The following is a 17,304-nucleotide window of genomic DNA, read 5'->3' on the forward strand; positions in this document are numbered from 1 at the left end:
TCCATCGGTTTCGCCTCTGCGTTCCGTTTGAGCCTGTAAACGGGATTCGCCACCGTAAGCAGGTTCGGTATGTCCGGCTAAACGAGCGGAGTCCAGTGGCGAAACCAAACGATTGATTTCTACTAAGGAGGGAAATCATGAGCGAGAAAGCTAAAGGTATCGGCCTGTTCGGGCTGATCGGCATGGTCGTCAGTTCCTGCATCGGTTCCGGCGTGTTCGCCATCACCGGCCAGCTTGCAGGCGTTGCCAGCCCCGGCGCCGTGCTGGTGGCCTGGGCCGTCGTCGGTATCGGCTTCGCCGCCCTTGCCCTGTCGCTGAACAACCTGGGCGCCAAGAAGCCCGAGCTCAAGGGCATCTTCCAGTACGCCGAGGAGGGCTTCGGTCCGCTTGCCGGCTTCATTTCCGGCTGGGGTTACTGGCTGTCCGCATGGCTGGGCAACATCGCGTTCGCCACGATGATGATGTCCACGCTGGGCTACTTCTTCCCCACCTTCCTCCCTGGCAACACCCTGCCGTGCGTAATCGTCGCCTCGCTGTTCATGTGGGCGCTGACCTTCCTGGTCATCCGCGGCGTTGAGAGCGCTTCCTTCCTGAACGCTATCGTCATGGTTGCGAAGGTTGCCTCCCTGGGCATCTTCCTGATCTTCGCCATCTTCATGTTCAACGCCGGCATCTTCACCGCCGACTTCTGGGGCAACGTGTACAACAACGCCGTCGCCGCTGGCGAGATGGGCGCCGACGCCGCCAGCATGGGCGGTCTGTTCGAGCAGGTCATGAACTGCATGATCATCATGATGTGGGTGTTCATCGGCATCGAGGGCGCAGCAGTCATGAGCTCCCGTGCCCGTAACAAGCACGAAGTTGGCAAGGCTACCGTTATCGGCCTGATCTGCCTGCTGCTCATCTACATCGGCTGCTCCGTGCTCCCCTACGGCTACATGAGCTACACCGAGATCGCTCAGCTCGACTACCCCGCAATGCTCTACGTGTTCGATTCCATGGCTCCCGGCTGGGGCGGCGCGTTCATCAGCATCGCCATCATCGTGGGCGTTGCAGGTGCTTGGCTGTCCTTCACCATGCTGCCCGCTGAGACCACCTCCGAGATGGCCGAGCGTCACCTGCTCCCCGAGTCCTGGGGCAAGCTGAACAGCAAGGGCGCTCCGCAGATGAGCCTGCTGCTCGTAGGCGCTTGCATTCAGGTGTTCCTGATCGTGCTGATGTTCAGCGAGGATGCCTACAACTTCGCCTTCAGCATGTGCACCGTCTCCATCGTGATCACCTGGGCCTTCATCGCGCTGTACCAGATCAAGTTCTCCGCCAAGGAGGACAAGAACGCGGCCCAGATCACCATCGGCGTCATCGCCCTGGCCTTCCAGGTTGTCGGCGTGCTGTACAACGGCTGGTCGTTCCTGCTGCTCACCTGCGTGGGCTACATCCCCGGCTTCTTCGTGTACGCCAAGGCTCGCAAGGACCGCGGCTACGCTCTGACGAACGGCGAGAAGGTCGGCATGGGCGTTGTGTCCGCACTCGGCGTCGCAGCCCTGGTGCTGGTCGGCATGGGCGTGATCGGCATCTAAGCGAAATCCCCCCTCCTTCGCAAGATGCAGAAAGACCCGGACCATATGGTCCGGGTCTTTTTCATGTTTCAGCGTATTTCAGAGCACGGTGACACCAGATAGCCGCTTAACCAAACTACAAGCATTGCGGAGCAGGAACTCGTAAGCACTTGTCAAAGAAACCCTGGATAGCATCCCAATGCGGATCGCAGCTATTCACATTGCGAAACGAGAACGCATAGGCACTCATCGTTTCGTCGCACCAGGACCGAAACTTCGCAAGCGCTTAAGCAGACCTGCGAGTCAGCGCAAATAGCACTTCCCTAATCCTTGCACACTGGAACGATGCTCTTATTGCGGACCAGACCGAGCAAGCATCGCAATGTTTTGCATGTATCCAGACCACACACGACAGGACAGGCCCGCGAGTCAACGCGCAAACATACCCTAGCCCTCGTACGCCGCCACAAGGCTCTCCAAGAGTTCGGCTGCGATTTCCCTGACTTCACGGCCTTCGGAGATTGCCGCGACGGCCGCTCCGTCGACGACGACCCCCACTACATGCGCAGGCATCCCCACGCCCGCATGCTTAAGGATCCGCCCTACCGCCTGGTCAAGCTGCACGCGACCGTTGCGATACGCCTCGGTAACGTCCTCGGACTCGGATGCGGCAAGCAACTGCATGTAGTGAGCGGCAGGATTAACGGAATCATCGGGCAGGCTGGCGCTGATGAGCAGGTTGATCAAATGCTTACGGCAATCGGCCTGATCCATGGACTCGGCCGTGGCCGCGGCATTTTCAGCACGCTCGGCCCAAAGCTGGATGTTGTAACGACCGGCCTCATACAGAAGCTGATTGGTAGATTCGAAATAATATCCAACCGATGAGGATGCGGCCCCCGCCCATTGCGCAACTTTACGATACGTGACTGCCTTCGGGCCCTGTTCGCGCAAAAGTGCCGCAGCGGCAAGCACAAGCGACGTGCGCGTGATCTGAGCCTTCAACGATTTAGGGGTTTGATTCGCCTCACTCACATCGGTCTCCTTTACGCAAAAACCCAATGGTCCTATTGTAAAGGAAATGCCGCTCGAGGGTAGACCCTCGAGCGGCATTCATCAGGCAAATCTTTGGATTGCCGTTATGCTCGGACGCATTACACCTCGGACAGGTCCTTGCCGGTGTGCTCGTGCGATGCGATCATGGCGCCCAGGGCCAGAACGGCGATGAATACCATGTAGTACGCAGGAGCAATCGGGTCGCCCGTGAAGTTGATCAGGGCGAAGGAGATGTAGGAAGCGGAACCGCCGAAGATGGCGTTAGCCAGGTTGAAGCTCAACGCGAAGCCGGAGTAACGCACATCGGTCGGGAACGTCTCGCACAGGTAGCTGGAAAGCGTGCCGTCGTTGATGGTGAGCAGCAGGCACATGACCAGCTCGACCACCAGGATGGTGAAGAAGTCCAGCGTGTTCAGTAGCCAGAACGCGGGGATGGTGAAGATCACGAAACCCGCGGCAGCCGCGATGAGCATCTTCTTGCGACCGAACTTGTCGGAGATGCGGCCGGACAGGAAGATGAAGCCGATGTAGACGATCAGCACGATGGTGGTGATGATGGACGCCTGACCCGGATCGTAGTTCAGCGTAGCCTCAAGGTAGTTCGGCAGGTAGGTCAGAACAGCGTAGAAGCCCACAGCGTTCAGCACGCATGCGCCGAAGGAGATGGCCAGCACGCGGAAGTGCTTCTTGAACAGGGTGCGGATCGGCTTGTCTTCGCTCTTCATGCCCTTCTCGGCAAGCTCGGCCTGCATCTTCGCATACACCGGGGAATCTTCCAGATGCTCGCGGATGTAGTGCGTGATGTAGCCCAGAGGACCAGCCAGCCAGAACGGGATACGCCAGCCCCAGTTCACCACGAAGTCGGACGAGGCGCCGAACGTGTTAAACATCCAGGTAGCGAACAGGGAGCCCACCAGCAGGCCAACGGCCGTGGAGGCGGGAACCATGGAGCAGTAGAAACCACGGTGGTTCTTCGGCGAATACTCGGCAATGAACGTGGCAGCGCCGGCATATTCACCGGAAGCAGAGAAGCTCTGCACCATGCGCATAAGCAGGAGCAGCAGCGGGGCGCCAACGCCGATTACGGCGTAACCGGGCAGGCAGCCGATAAGGAAGGTGGCGCCGGACATCATGAGGATGGAGATGGACAGAGCCCATTTGCGGCCCTTCTTATCGCCCATGTTGCCCCAGAAGATGGCACCGAGAGGACGGACCAAGAACGCCAGCGCGAACACGCCGAACGTCATCATAGTTGAGACCATTTTGTCTTCGCCCGGGAAGAACACCAAAGCGATGACGGTGGCAAGGTAGGAGTAGCTGGCATAGTCGAACCACTCGATGAAGTTGCCCAGGAACGAGGAGAACACAACCTTCTTCAGCGTTTTATGCTTTTCAGCCTCGGAAAGTTCGGTTTCGTTCTGAATCGGTCTCGGTTGGTCAGCATTCATGATTTTCCCCTAAGAACAGTGCAGCGGCTTTGAGACTGAAACCGACTGCAGCACACGGCAGTTCATCGCCTCCCCTTGAAGCGATGTTGTTTCGCATTTCAACCTCCTTACCCTCTAGGTGGGGCCGAATCCGGCCCCACCTATGCACTGGCGGATAAGAAGATGATACCGTGCGCTTATCAATGTTAGCCATTTGCAGGCAAGTTGTTACCTTTCGGCAACGTAGCCCGATGAAGAATCGTCTCAAGTAAACGCGTCGGCAAAACGCGATCCCAAATTAATAATTCTTCAACAACTTGCCTGCTATGACCAGGCGATCGCGGTAGGAGGAGTCCTTAATCGCCTAATCGAACCTCTCTAAATCTCGGACAAATCCTTGTTCGAGTGCTCATGCGACATGATCATGGCAACCAGCGCTACACAGGAAACCGCAACCATATAGAACGCAGGAGCAAGGGTGGAGCCCGTCGCCGTGATCAGCGACGTGCAGATGAACGATGCCGTGCCACCGAACAGCGCGTTAGCCATATTGAAGCTAAGGGCAAAGCCCGAGTAACGCACTTGGGTGGGGAACGTCTCGCTCAAGTAGCTGGAAAGGGTACCGTCGTTGATGGTGAGGATCAAGCACATAATCAGCTCGACCACCAGGACAGTCACGAAATTCGCAGTGCTCATCAGGATGAACGCCGGAATGGTGAAGACGATGAAGCACACACATGCGGTGATCAACATCTTCTTGCGACCGAACTTGTCGGACAGATGCCCGCTCGCAAAAATGAAAGCGACGTAGGTTACCAACGCGATGGTGGTGATCAACGACGCCTCGTTCTTCGGCATCATGACGGCCGTCTCCAGGTATACCGGAAGGTAGGTAAGCACCACATAGAAGCCAACGGCGTTCAGCATTGCAGCGCCGATGGAGATGATGAGCTTGCGCAGATGCTTCGTGAACAGGCAGTGAATCGGACGCTCCGGAGCACCGGCGGCGCCAGAAGCCTCAGCGTCTTTGAGCGCACGCTGCATCGCCTGGTACGTAGGAGAATCCTCAAGCTGGATGTTCACGAAATACGCGCCGATACCCAAAGGACCGGCAAGGATGAACGGGATGCGCCAGCCCCACTCGTTCACCGCAGCTTCCGGCATGATGGTGTACATAACAGTCGCAAAAGCGCTGCCGACCAGCAAGCCAATGGCCGTGGAAGCGGGAACGATAGAGCAATACATGCCACGTTTGTCCGTGGGCGCATACTCGGCCAAGAACGTTGCCGCACCCGCATACTCGCCAGAAGCGGAGAAGCCCTGGATCATGCGGAGCAGAAGCAGCAAAGCCGGAGCGCAAATGCCCAAGGCAGCATACCCGGGAAGCAAGCCGATGCAGAACGTGGCACCGGCCATCATGAAGACCGAAACAGTCAGCGACCATTTACGGCCCTTCTTGTCGCCCATGTTGCCCCAGAAAATAGCACCGATAGGACGAAGCAAGAACGACAAAGCGAACACTGCAAACGTTTGAATCAACGCTAACGCAGGATCATCGTTCGGAAAGAACACTTGCGCGATAACAACCGCGAAGTACGAATACGTGGCATAGTCGAACCATTCAATGAAGTTGCAGAAAAATGACGCCGTTGCCACTTTGCGTACGGTCTTGCTCTTTTCCGCGTCGAACCGAGCGTTATCTTTCATGGAAATCACCCTGGAACCATTTCAGATCGCTCGAGCACGAACCCAATCCAATAGTATTGAATATCCCCATCACAATCTCCTCTTCGAGGGCTCCCCTCCTATGATTTCGCCGTTTCATAGAGGCCCTCATCAGGCGAAACGCTATCCCTCATGACTTACGTTCCGCTACCGATAAAAAATGGTGGACTGCACCTTCCCTTATATAAGCACAGTCCACCATAATTAGCTATTACCGCAAAACAACGTCCGCGGGAATGTCGTCCTCGTCCATCAGGTCAACCTGAGCACGGCTGGCGCGCATGATGAAGTCATGCTTTGCCTTCTGGCCGCCACGGGCGAGCTTCTGCAGCACAACACCCTTCAGGCGAGGATAGTCGTTCAGGCCATACCACGCGAAAGCCGTACCGTTGACATAGCACTCGACGATGCTATGGACGGGAACCGCCACATCACGCTTGGCATCAAGATCCAGATACTCCTGAATCTCGGTTGCGCACACGTCCTTGATGACTTCAGCGCTGATTTCCAGGTCGTGACCGAGCTGCTTGAGCTGGCGCTCAACCTCGCCCTGATCAGCATGCGGGAAATACGTAACGTCATACGTGACGGCAGCAACACCGGAAGCCTTGGCAAACGCCAGCAGGTCATCAAGCGCGATGAACTGGACATGCTCCTCCGTACGCTCTTTGATGTCGAGCATTGCGGGGAACCCGGCGATGCCCTTTGCCTCGAACGCAGCCTTCAGCTGGTCCTCGGTCATTGCGGCTTCAAAGTCAACCTTCGTTGCGATATGGGTTAAGCGATTCGTAACCTTCATGACGCAGCCTCCTTTCAAAGGCACCTACGTCCGGCACTAGCAGATGCTAGCGCTCCTCCTCCTTGGCAGCCTCTTCGGCGAGGCGTTCAGACAGATTCTCAGCAACTTGCTGCTGCTTCTCCATCTTGGAACCCTGGATCATGGCCTTGACGGTCGGGAATGCGCCGCCGCCAACGATCAAGATGATACCGATTGCAGTGTTGAGCGTAACGGGCTCGCTGAACACAACCAGGCCAATGAACAGAGCGACAGGAACCTCCCAGTAGGCGATGGTGCTGTAGTCCATTGCCGGCAGGTTGCGGCCAGCGACCAGCAGGCAGCCCAGAGCGATAGGACCGCAAACGATCCACAGCAGCACGGCACCCACCCAGTTGAAGGCGGTGAAGTGAATCTCGGTAATCCAGTTGGTCTGGCCCGTAGCCATGCCGACAACGTTCATCAGGATAGCGATAACACCTGCACCGATAACGGCGAAAATGAAGTTGTACACACCACGTGCGGTGGTGTCAGCATCCTTGCGGTAGCCGTTGAAGAACATGGAAGCGCCGTAGAACACGCCGGACAGCAGACCGAAGATGTCGCCAACCATCTTCTGCGGGAATTCCGGAGTGGAGGGGGCCAGGTTGAAGTCCAGGCCGAAGACGTTGCCGCCGACGCCGAAGCCGAGGAGGCTCTCGCCGAACAGCATACCAACGAACACGACGCAGAGGCATACCCACTGCAGCGGGCTCATCGGCTCTTTACGGAAGATACGAGCCAGCAACACGCAGATAACCGGGCCGGTGTAGATGAACATAACGGCGTTCGCGACGGTGGTCATCAGCGTAGAGGTGACGTAGCATGCCAGGGACATGCCGATCATCAAGCCACCCAGTGCGATTGCGGGAGTAAGCTTAAGCTTCTTGAAAGTGGTTACCTTATGGGTGGCAACCATGAGAATCACGAAGAACAGCACACCCATGGCCATGCGACCAAGCGCCATAATTGCGCCGATGGAGTCGGAGCCGTTCAAACCCTGGGTAGCGTCGAACATGTCGGTACGCGTACCCCAGCGGCTGAACAGCGGCACCAGACCCATGCCCGTTGCAGAAATCAGCATGAAGATAGTGCCGATTTTGCGATTCATCTGATAGTCTTGAGAGCCATCCCCCTGGCCCTTAGTGTTGATTTCGTCTGCCATTGGTTCCTCCTTAAAAAACCAGTAGCATGTACAGGTGCCTCCAATTCACCCAATTTCGGTTCTGACCAAACTAGGTCGTGCTTGTTTTGATACCCCTATCTAAGCTCGATCCTGTCCGGTCGAATCGAAAACCCTTGTTGACTGGATTGGAAGGCGAACTAAAAAAAGGGGACCTGGCTGAACTTGTCTTGCCAGGCCCCCTTTCTATTACATGTTCAGAGTTCTACCGAAGTAGATTCTGATTTAGGCCGATAGCCTAGTCCTCCCACATCTCCGGGTGGATGAGCGTGCAGTCCTTGACGCGGTTCGGGAAGTAGTCGAGGCACTCGCCCTCGCGGTAAACGTCAGCCGTGGAGCAGTGCAGGCCGCCACCGAACGGATAGGCGTCGCGCAGGTCAACGGGGATGACGTTCATGCCGAGCTGGTCCATCTGCTCCTGCTCGTGGACCTCAGAAGCCTCAACGATGACCGTGGAGGGATCCAGAACCAGGCAGTTCATGGACAGCCACACGGAGCTGTAGCACAGCGCGGGCGGCTCGTCATGAGCAGGCTGAGCGGCGTCGACGATCTGCCAATCGTTGGCCTCGAAGATCTCCTTCTGGCCCTCGGCAGGATGACGATGCGGGTTGTTGATGATCAGGCCCGGACGCAGCGGCACGAAGGTGGCGTCGATGTGGATCGGGTACGGGTCGCCCGGGAAGTTCATGGCATGGATGCGATACTCGGGATAGTAGCGCTGGAACCACTCCATGGCGGTGCGGTTGGTGGTCAGACCATGCTGGATGAAGATATCCTTGCCCATGCGCATGAGGTCAGCGGCGTCCCACATCGGCTCGACTTCGGTGGTCACGAAGTCCTTGTTGGCGGTACGGACGAGGCGCTCTTCCAGGGTGATCTTCTCGTCGTAGTAGTTGTGCTTGTAGGAAGCGTCGGTCAGACGAGGACGGGGAGCCTGGGTCCACAGGAACTCGGGATCCTCATCGAAGTACTGCTTCATGAGCGGCCAGTAGGCCAGGTACTCGAAGTAACGGCAGCGGAAGGAGTTGGCGGAAGCCATGATCTCGTTGCCGACGGTCAGCAGGATGTCGCGCGGAGGCATGCAAGTCATCATGGAATCGTTGCGGAAGTCCGGCGTACCGATGGCCTGGTTCCACTGCAGAGGGGTCGGGCGGTCGACGACGACACCGCGCTCCTCAACGGCCTTGACCAGGTTCTCGAGGCACTCGTTGCCACGCTCGACGGTGCGCAGCGGGCGCAGGCCCCACATGCCGCGCATCTCGGAGTCAACCGGCACCTTCTCAGAGGTTGCGGGCTCCTCGGGCGGGATCATGGAGTTATCGCAGCGGCCAACGATGACGCGCTTCAACGGATCCCAGTCGTTCCAAGAGTTGACAATCTTCGCCATGACTGTCTCCTTTCTTTGAAGGTGCTTCCTACACCTTCGACGATGCACACTACCTATTGTGTACCCTTTGGCTCAACCGGCCTTTTGATTTGAAATTCGCTAAGAGGGAAAGATCACTTGGCAACCCTGTAAGTTCGTTTCATTTCGTGTTCCGGTTTTGCCGACGAGATATTTATAACACCAGAGTTGTGCGCCTGCAATAGGTCATTTACACGTATTTTCAGGCACTTTGCACAAGTTCATTGTTCAGCTGCACAAAAATCTGTAACACAGCCGAAATACTCGTTTATGCATTTTTCGTCCGATTATTGGATATTTTCCTTGATTGAACCGATTTGCACGAATGATTATCGGTACGAATCGAATTTGCATGCATTTATATGGTCAAGTCTATGTTTCGCCAGAGCGCTCATATTTGCACAACCAATGGGAAAAGCGCCCTCTGATAACCTTGGTCTATCGGTTTTCTGTTATTGCATCTGCGTAGCAATCCTCGCCTAGAGGCCGCGAACGGTTTTCCTGAAGCACTTAACGGCTTTTCGTTCTTGATCTGAGGCTTTGCTGCTTGAGCACTCGCTTAAGCAGCAGATATTGCCGTTATTTGACCGTTTTCATGCTTCCCGTTTCGTGATATGGACGGTGCACAGTCGATAAAAGGACAGGTCTACGGTATCGTTCGCCACCTTGGTCGCTTTTAGCCGGCTGGAGCTCCGTATGAGACTTCGCGATTGCGCGATGCGTTCGATCCTCGACTCGCAATCCGACCTGTAGCCCGTTCTGGAAACTCGGCTGCCGTCATTGAAGGGCATAGCCGTCGTTATTCGACACCGCAACGCTTCCCGAGGCTGTGTTCGGGCCGATTACCCGCCCCGCTACGCAAAAAGGCGGCGCAGCTTGCTTGCTGCGCCGCCCTCTGATGCGACGATGTTCCCGGTTTCGCTTTAATAGTACCTATAGTAGGCGGCGCAGCTGCCCTCGCTGCTGACCATGCATGGGCCGACGGGGTTCTCGGGCGTGCACACCTTGCGGAACAGCGGGCAATCGCTGGGCTCCATGCGAGCACGCAGGACGTCGCCGCAGCGGCAGCCCTTGGGGTTGATGGTGGGCTCGATTTCCGGCTGGAAACGTTTAAGCGCGTCGAATTGCGCGAACTCCTCGCGGATGCGGTATCCGCTGCCGGGGATATCGCCCAGGCCGCGCCAGGTGGCGGTGCAGGTTTCGAAGACCTCGTCGATGGCGGCCAGGGCCACGGGGTTGCCCTGCGGCATGACGCCGCGGGCGTAGGCGATCTCTATCTCCGCCCTTCCCTCGTGCAGCTGGCGCATAATCATGGCGATGCCCTGGAGCACGTCGACGGGTTCGAAGCCCGTGACCACGCCGGGGATGCCGTATTCCTTCGCTAGGAACTCAAAGGGTTTGGTGCCCGTGATGGTGCCCACGTGACCTGGCAGGATGAGCGCGTCCAGCTTGAGGTCCGGGTCCTTCACCAGGGTTTCCAGGGCGCCGGGCATGTTCTTGTGCGCGGCGAACACGCTGAAGTTCTTCAGGCCCATGGCCGCGGCGCGCTTGATGGCCATGGCCACCAGCGGCGTGGTGGTCTCGAAGCCCACGCCCACGAACACGATCTGGCGATCGGGGTTGGCCTTCGCCAGGGCCAGCGCGTCCAGCGGCGAGTAGCAGATCTGCACGCTGCGCCCTGCCGCCTGCTCTTTGAGCAGGCTCGACGTGCTGCCGGGCACGCGCGTCATGTCGCCGAACGTGGCTATGGTCACGTTGGGGGTGCGGGCAAGGGCGATGACGGCGTCGATATCGCGGTTCGAGGTGACGCATACGGGGCAGCCCGGGCCGGACGAGAGGCGCACGCTGTCGGGCATGAGGTTGCGGATGCCGTTGCGCGCGATGGCCACGGTGTGCGTGCCGCACACCTCCATGAGCGTAGCGCCTCCTTCCGGCGCGAGTTTGCCTATGGACTCGATGAGGCCGCGGGCGAGCTTCGGGTCCTTGAACGCCGCCAGCTCGTTTTGCATGGTGCCGGCGTCGACCGTGCGGCTGCGATGTATGTTCTGGGGTTGCATGATGAGATTCCTTGGTACGAGGGGCGAAATGCGAAAAGCCGACCGCCTGCGCGCCGGAAGGCTGCAAGCGATCGGCCGGTTGGGCGTTGCCTACGCCGTGGCGGCGGGCAGCTCGTCGCCCGCCAGGTCGGGGAACTCCTTGATGAGGTCGATGGTTTCCTGCGCGTAGTCGGGATCGACAACCTCGATGGCGAAGCCGGCGTGCACGAGCACGAAATCGCCGACGCCCGCCTGCGGCGTGAGGTCGATGGACACGCTGCGCGTGACGCCGAGAATGTCCACCGTGGCCATGCCGTCGCCGTCAAGCTGCGCGATCTTCGCGGGAATAGCTAGGCACATTCGCTGCCTTCTTCCTTCCATGATGAGACGTTTTGGGGATGCGCCGCCAGGCGCTTGCACGCCTTCCGAGCTGCTACTTCCCCGCCGTCTCGTCCGTTTGTCTTGCTGCCCATGCTACCACAGCCTGCCCGTAGGAGATGCAGCCGTCGCTGGGCGGCAGGTCGCGGTTGAGCGCCACCGTGAAGCCGCTGCCCTGCAGCGCCGGCACGGCGTGCTCGAGCAGGTAGCGGTTGAGAAACACGCCGCCCGACAGCGCCACCGTAGTGATGCCGTACAGGCTTTGCACCAGCTGAGCAGCCATAACGATGGCGTTCACGAACGCATCGTGGAAGCGGCGCGCGATGGTTGCCACGGGAACGCCGGAGGCGATGTCGTCGAGGAGCGCCTTGAACGCCGGCGCCGCGTCGAACAGCAGGACCGACGTATCGAGCGCAGTGCTGGTTTCGGTGGCCGTATTCTTCACGACATCTATATGGTAGGCGTCGGTGGCCGGCAACCCCTCGGGGACCGCGCCCATGGCCGCCTCGAGCTCGATGGCCGGCTGGCCGTCGTAGGACGGCTGGCGACACACGCCGAGCAGGGCACTGGCCGCGTCGAACAGGCGCCCGACCGAGGAGGTGTAGGGCGTGTTCAGGCCGCGCTCGATCATCTGGTCGCACACCTCGGCCTGGTCGCCCAACGCCAGCAGCGCATCGGCGGCGCCGGGATGCTCCAGCAGATTGAACTCGTACAGCACGCCGTACGCCATGCGCAGCGGATTGCGCACCGCCGCGGCGCCGCCGGGCATGGGAACGTAGGCGAAGTTGGCGAAACGCTCGTAGGCCTGCTGGTTGGCGAGCAGGACCTCGCCACCCCACACGCGACCGTCGGCGCCGTAGCCCGTGCCGTCGAACGCGATGCCGCACACGGGCCCGAACAGCCCGTTCTCCCCCAGCACCGAGGCGATGTGCGCATGGTGATGCTGCACCTCGGTCAAAGGCAGGTTGTTGCGTTGCGCCTGCTCGCGGGCCCATTTGCTTGCGAGGTACTCGGGATGCGCATCGCAGGCGAGGCGGCGCGGCGTTTCCTGGAACAGCTGGCGATAACGGTCTTCGGCCTCGAGCCAGGCGTCGTAGGTTTCCGCGTTCTCAACATCGCCGATGTGCTGCGAGACGAACGCGTCGGGGCGCTGGTCGTCGGCCGCGGCGGCGCGCACCAAGGTGAACGTGGCCTTCTGCTCCGAGCCCGTGGCCAGCAGGGTTTCCTGCTTGGGCTGCGCCTCGGGGCAATCGAGCGCGATGGGCAGCGGGGCGAAGCCGCGGGCGCGGCGGACGAACTGGATGGCCTGCTCGTCGCCTACGCGCACCACGCGCAGCACCGAGTCGTCGTAGCGCGACAGGATGCGACGGTTGTTGCCCAGGACGGCATCGGCGATGCCGGCGAACTTGGACAGCGCCTGATCGTCGTCGGTGACGATAGGTTCGTTATGCAGGTTTCCCGAGGTCATGACCAGCATGGGAAGCGCGGAATCACCCTGCTGGGCACGCAGCGCCTCCGCGAAATCGTGGAGCAGCAGATGCTGGACGGGCGTGCAAGGCAGCATGACGCCCAGCTCGGGAAGGTTGTCGGCCAGACCGGCGGCGAACTGCGCCTCGGCACGCTTGCGCAGCAGCACGATGGGGCGCTTAGTGGATTCCAGCGCGCCCTGCTCCGCCTTGTCGACATGGCACACGCGACGCGCGTCGGCCGCGCCCGCAACCATGACGGCGAACGCCTTGCCCTGACGGCGTTTGCGTTGGCGCAGCTTCGCCAACGCATCGGGGTTCGAGGCGTCACACACCAGATGGAAGCCGCCGAGGCCCTTCACCGCGACGATGCCGCCGTCGAGCAGCAGCTTGACCGCTTCCGCGAAGATGGCGTCGGATTCCTCGCGGGTATTGCCCCACTGCGGCTCCTGCCGGCCTTGCGCAAGGTTCACCCAGCTGATGTGCGGACCGCAATCCCAGCAGGCGTCGGGCTGCGCATGGAAGCGGCGGTCGAGCGGGTCGGCGTATTCGGCAGCGCAACGCGGGCACATGGGGAAATCCTTCATGGACGTTGCGGGGCGGTCGTAGGGCAACGACCCGATGATGGTGAAGCGCGGGCCGCAGTTCGTGCAGTTGATGAACGGATAGCGATAGCGGCGGTCTGAGGGGTTGAACAGCTCGTCCAGGCAGTCGTCGCAGGTGGCGAGGTCGGGGGAAACCAGCGTGGTCTGCTGGGCGTCGTGATCGTCGGAGAAGCGGATGTCGAACGAGTTGAACCCCTCCAGCGGCGCCTCCTTGAGGTCGATCTCCTTGACCTTCGCGGCAGACGGGGGGTTCATATGCAGCTCGGTGACGAACTTGTCCAGCAGGTTCGCCTCGCCCTCGGCGTGGATGAACACGCCTTCAACAGCATTGAGCACCCAGCCGTTGAGCTGGTACTTTTTCGCCAAACGATACACGAAGGGGCGAAAGCCCACCCCTTGCACGATGCCTTTTACCTGTATGTCGAGCGCTTCGATCATACGACGCCCTTTCATTTAAGGTTTACGTTTTTCCGCCGGCCGATTCCAAAAAACGCGCGTCGGCGAGATTGCCGACGCGCGTTGGGTTTCAGCCATTGAGCCGAGGGGCTTTATGCCTGCTGCAGCTCTTCCAAGATGTCGCACACCACTTCCGCAAGCGCGCGCAAGGTGACGCCCGAGTTATCAGGCAGATGCAGATGCACGCAGCGGCGACCGCGGCTTGCGAGCGTGACCAGGTCGCCCGAGGCCTGCGCCTTCGCCAAGGAGCCCAGACTTTCGGCTTCTTCCTTCAGCGGGATGTCCTTCAGCTCGTCTGCCGACAGGATGAGGAACACGCCGCAGTTCGGGCCGCCCTTCTGCAGCTGGCCCGTGGAGTGCAGATAGCGCGGGCCGACTTCAAGGCACGACACCACGCGGCGCTTCTCGGCCACGCCGTGGCGGATAGTCTCGAGCGCCTCGCGGCGACCTTCGCCCGTGAACGGGAGGAAGGCGTTGAGCGCGAAGAAGTCGCCAGGTTGGATGCTGGCGAGCAGCGCGCGCAGCGATGCGCGCACGTCGGAGCAGTCCTTGAAGCACGGGGCCTGGCGCACCTCGACCTGACCCATGTGCACCTCATCGATGAAGTCCTGCACATAGTCGGGCTCGGGCTGGCCGTCGCGCAGGATGTCGAGCACCGCGGCCTTGGCCGACGCCACGTCGGGCTGGTCGAACGGGCAGACCTTCATGAGGTAGCCGCACATGGCGATGGCGTACTCCCACATGATGAAATGCTCGGGCAACTCGTACACGGACTCGATCTTGAACGCCGCGCGCGGGATGGTGGGGTCGATATAGGACAGGCTCATCTCGAAGTTGTGGCGCTCGTCCCACAGGTCGTTCTTCGTTTGGTACATGATGACGCTGCGGTCGCCCGGGTCCTTCTTGAGCAGCAGCGTGTCGATCTCGATGTTGGGCAGGATGCCCTGGCCGTTCTTGCCGACGCTCTCGGCGACCAACTGCTCGATCCACAGGCCGAGCACGCGGCCGCGCTTCTGCGTGAGGAAGCTGAACTTGTTGCGGCCCTGCACGTAGTTGTCGTACAGGAAAGCGGCCAGGCCGATGGCCGGGTTGTCGATGGCGTCCTCGCTGCAGGCGCGCTCTGCCTCGATGGCGTGCTGCATGAACTCCTGCAGGTTGATGCCCACGAGCGCGGCGGGCAGCAGGCCGAACACGGACATGGCGCTGAAGCGGCCGCCCACGGTGGGCTCGCCGGAGAACACCGCAGCCCAGCCTTCCTCGCGAGCCTGCTGCTCGAGCTTGGAGCCGGGATCGGTGATGGCAACCAGATGCTGCACCATTTCCTCGTCCGAGATCTGGTCGGCCAGAGCGTCGCGAACGGCGCGCAGCGCCAGGCGCGGCTCGATGGTGCCGCCCGATTTGGAGGACACGATGAACAGCGTGGTGCGAGGGTCGATCTCCGACAGGATGCCGCGCACGCGGACCGGGGAGTCGGAATCAAGCGTGCGGAAACGCACCAGGGAAGAGTCCGGCTTGTGGTACTTGGTTATGGTCATGGGCGCCTGGGTGGAGCCGCCTTGGCCGATGAGCACCACGGACTTCAAACCCTGGGCGATGATGGAATCAGCAAATGCCTGAATCTCGTGCAGCGGGTACGGCGGATTCGTTGCGAGGTCCGTCCACCCCATGTAATTCTGTGCGCATTCCTGCGCTTCGTCGGAAAAGCCGTAAAGCGTTGCATCCTTCGCATGAAGGCGGCTGGCAACGCATTCCTTCACCAATGTTTTGGCGGAGGGGTAGAGCTTTTCCATATCTCCAGACAGCATGAGCACCTTCTTTCTGCGTAAGTATTCAGCATTCTAGCAAACCGTGGCAGATGGTACCCCGTTTAGGCGTCTCCGTGTGATGGAGTTGTGAACGGGGAAGCGGAATGGTCAGCGTTTAGGGCGGATAGCGCGTGCTTTATACGGTTGGAGGGGGACGGGCAGGCGCGGGTGCAGGCGCGGGCGCGAGGAATTGCCGGCTCGCCGGCGGCGATGGGTCGGGCGGATGCGGAAAGCGGGCGCCGCAAAGGACGCCCGGGGCGCAAAGCGGCGCGACCCGCCCGCGTGTTGCCGGCGGGCGAGGTCGCGGGCGGCGCCGAACAGGCTCGGGGCGCTACAGGTCCAGCTTGTCGATGACCGATCGCAGCGTGGCGGCCGAGGCCTTGAGCTGCTCGGTTTCCGTCTCGTTGATCTTGATGGGCACCTGGTACTCGATGCCGCTGGCGCCGACGACCGCGGGCATGGACAGCACGATGTCGTGCAGGCCGTACTCGCCGTCGATGTAGTTGGACACGGGAAGAATAGGCTTCTCATCTCGGGTGATGGCCTCGCAGATGCGTTTGACCGTCATGGCGATGCCGTAATAGGTGGCGCGCTTCTTCTTGATGATCTCGTAGGCCGCGTTCTTCACTTCCTCGGCGATGCGGTCCATGTTGCGTTGGTGGTCGGTGTGGCCGCGCAGCTCGCAGAAGTCGTTGAGCGGAATGCCAGAGATGTTAGCCAAGCTCCATGCCGCGATCTCGCTGTCGCCGTGCTCGCCGATGATACGGGCGTGCACGTTGCGCGGATCGACGCCCAGGTGCTCGCCCAGGGCGTACTTGAAGCGCGCGGTGTCGAGCGTGGTGCCGCTGCCGAGCACGCGGTTGGCGGGCATGCCGGAAAGCTTGAGGGCCACGTAGGTCAGGATGTCCACGGGGTTCGAGACCACCAGCAGAATGCCCTGGTAATCGCGCTCGGCGATCTGCGGGATGATGGACTTGAAGATGGCGACGTTCTTGTTGACCAGGTCGAGGCGCGTCTCGCCGGGCGCCTGGTTCGCCCCGGCCGTGATCACGGTGATGGCCGCATCGTCGATATCGGAGTAGTCGCCCGCGTAGATGTTCATGGGGCTGCCGAACGCCATGCCGTGCGCGATGTCGAGGGCCTCGCCCTCGGCGCGATCGTGGTCGACGTCGATGAGGACCATCTCGGAGAACAGGCCCGATTGCATGAGGGCGAAGGCGCTGGCCGAGCCCACGAACCCGCAGCCGACGATGGCCACCTTGCGAGGATTGATGATTGCTGCCATGGTTGCTCCTATCCTTTGCGGGCGGGCCGCAAGCGCAGATTTCGCGGGGCGCGCCCCGCGGGGAATGCATGCCGGAGGCGAAACGCCGAGCCGGCACGTAGGGTATA

General features: G+C 60.3%; 12 protein-coding genes. 1 reads left to right on the plus strand and 11 read right to left on the minus strand.

Going from position 1 to position 17,304, the window contains the following annotated elements:
• The first annotated feature begins 137 nt into the window (after positions 1–137).
• Entirely contained in the window at positions 138–1,577 is a 1,440-nt protein-coding gene (locus SFHG_RS00195) for a basic amino acid/polyamine antiporter (protein ID WP_042432048.1), read from the plus strand.
• Positions 1,578–2,003: 426 nt separating this feature from the next.
• Here the strand turns inward: SFHG_RS00195 and SFHG_RS00200 are convergent, their stop codons facing one another.
• The 11 genes from SFHG_RS00200 to SFHG_RS00250 form a co-directional block, all read right to left on the minus strand.
• Positions 2,004–2,591 (minus strand): TetR/AcrR family transcriptional regulator, encoded by a 588-nt coding sequence (locus tag SFHG_RS00200; protein WP_042432051.1) that lies wholly within the window; start codon positions 2,589–2,591, stop codon positions 2,004–2,006.
• Between the two features lie 119 nt (positions 2,592–2,710).
• Positions 2,711–4,060, minus strand: a complete 1,350-nt coding sequence (locus SFHG_RS00205; RefSeq protein ID WP_042432053.1) for an MFS transporter — start codon at positions 4,058–4,060, stop codon at positions 2,711–2,713.
• Between the two features lie 357 nt (positions 4,061–4,417).
• Positions 4,418–5,746, minus strand: coding sequence for an MFS transporter (locus tag SFHG_RS00210; RefSeq protein ID WP_042432056.1), 1,329 nt, complete (start codon positions 5,744–5,746; stop codon positions 4,418–4,420).
• Between the two features lie 229 nt (positions 5,747–5,975).
• A complete protein-coding gene (locus SFHG_RS00215; RefSeq protein WP_042432058.1) occupies positions 5,976–6,563 on the minus strand; it encodes a hypothetical protein in 588 nt (195 codons plus the stop codon).
• Between the two features lie 46 nt (positions 6,564–6,609).
• Positions 6,610–7,743, minus strand: coding sequence for a DMT family transporter (locus SFHG_RS00220; RefSeq protein WP_042432061.1), 1,134 nt, complete (start codon positions 7,741–7,743; stop codon positions 6,610–6,612).
• A gap of 256 nt (positions 7,744–7,999) precedes the next feature.
• Positions 8,000–9,148, minus strand: coding sequence for a serine/threonine protein kinase (locus tag SFHG_RS00225; protein WP_042432063.1), 1,149 nt, complete (start codon positions 9,146–9,148; stop codon positions 8,000–8,002).
• Between the two features lie 941 nt (positions 9,149–10,089).
• Positions 10,090–11,223, minus strand: coding sequence for a hydrogenase formation protein HypD (gene hypD / locus SFHG_RS00230; RefSeq protein ID WP_042432066.1), 1,134 nt, complete (start codon positions 11,221–11,223; stop codon positions 10,090–10,092).
• 90 nt (positions 11,224–11,313) lie between these two features.
• Entirely contained in the window at positions 11,314–11,562 is a 249-nt protein-coding gene (locus SFHG_RS00235) for a HypC/HybG/HupF family hydrogenase formation chaperone (protein WP_042432068.1), read from the minus strand.
• A 73-nt stretch (positions 11,563–11,635) separates the two neighbouring features.
• Positions 11,636–14,089, minus strand: coding sequence for a carbamoyltransferase HypF (gene hypF / locus SFHG_RS00240; RefSeq protein WP_042432070.1), 2,454 nt, complete (start codon positions 14,087–14,089; stop codon positions 11,636–11,638).
• Between the two features lie 110 nt (positions 14,090–14,199).
• The gene (locus tag SFHG_RS00245) at positions 14,200–15,912 is read right to left on the minus strand and encodes a glucose-6-phosphate isomerase (RefSeq protein WP_042432073.1); all 1,713 of its coding nucleotides are present in this window, start codon (positions 15,910–15,912) and stop codon (positions 14,200–14,202) included.
• Positions 15,913–16,243: 331 nt separating this feature from the next.
• Positions 16,244–17,197, minus strand: coding sequence for an L-lactate dehydrogenase (locus SFHG_RS00250; RefSeq protein WP_042432075.1), 954 nt, complete (start codon positions 17,195–17,197; stop codon positions 16,244–16,246).
• Positions 17,198–17,304: the final 107 nt, after the last annotated feature.

It is taken from the genome of Senegalimassilia anaerobia JC110 (assembly GCF_000236865.1).
In the GTDB taxonomy this organism is placed as follows: domain Bacteria; phylum Actinomycetota; class Coriobacteriia; order Coriobacteriales; family Eggerthellaceae; genus Senegalimassilia; species Senegalimassilia anaerobia.

Excerpts from the sequence above, each read along its gene's own strand:
- SFHG_RS00210 (WP_042432056.1), bottom strand. The coding sequence starts at position 5,746 with ATGAAAGATAACGCTCGGTTCGACGCGGAAAAGAGCAAGACCGTACGC.
- SFHG_RS00250 (WP_042432075.1), bottom strand. The coding sequence starts at position 17,197 with ATGGCAGCAATCATCAATCCTCGCAAGGTGGCCATCGTCGGCTGCGGG.
- hypD (WP_042432066.1), bottom strand. The coding sequence starts at position 11,223 with ATGCAACCCCAGAACATACATCGCAGCCGCACGGTCGACGCCGGCACC.
- SFHG_RS00245 (WP_042432073.1), bottom strand. The coding sequence starts at position 15,912 with ATGCTGTCTGGAGATATGGAAAAGCTCTACCCCTCCGCCAAAACATTG.
- SFHG_RS00205 (WP_042432053.1), bottom strand. The coding sequence starts at position 4,060 with ATGAATGCTGACCAACCGAGACCGATTCAGAACGAAACCGAACTTTCC.
- hypF (WP_042432070.1), bottom strand. The coding sequence starts at position 14,089 with ATGATCGAAGCGCTCGACATACAGGTAAAAGGCATCGTGCAAGGGGTG.
- SFHG_RS00235 (WP_042432068.1), bottom strand. The coding sequence starts at position 11,562 with ATGTGCCTAGCTATTCCCGCGAAGATCGCGCAGCTTGACGGCGACGGC.
- SFHG_RS00195 (WP_042432048.1), top strand. The coding sequence starts at position 138 with ATGAGCGAGAAAGCTAAAGGTATCGGCCTGTTCGGGCTGATCGGCATG.
- SFHG_RS00220 (WP_042432061.1), bottom strand. The coding sequence starts at position 7,743 with ATGGCAGACGAAATCAACACTAAGGGCCAGGGGGATGGCTCTCAAGAC.
- SFHG_RS00215 (WP_042432058.1), bottom strand. The coding sequence starts at position 6,563 with ATGAAGGTTACGAATCGCTTAACCCATATCGCAACGAAGGTTGACTTT.
- SFHG_RS00225 (WP_042432063.1), bottom strand. The coding sequence starts at position 9,148 with ATGGCGAAGATTGTCAACTCTTGGAACGACTGGGATCCGTTGAAGCGC.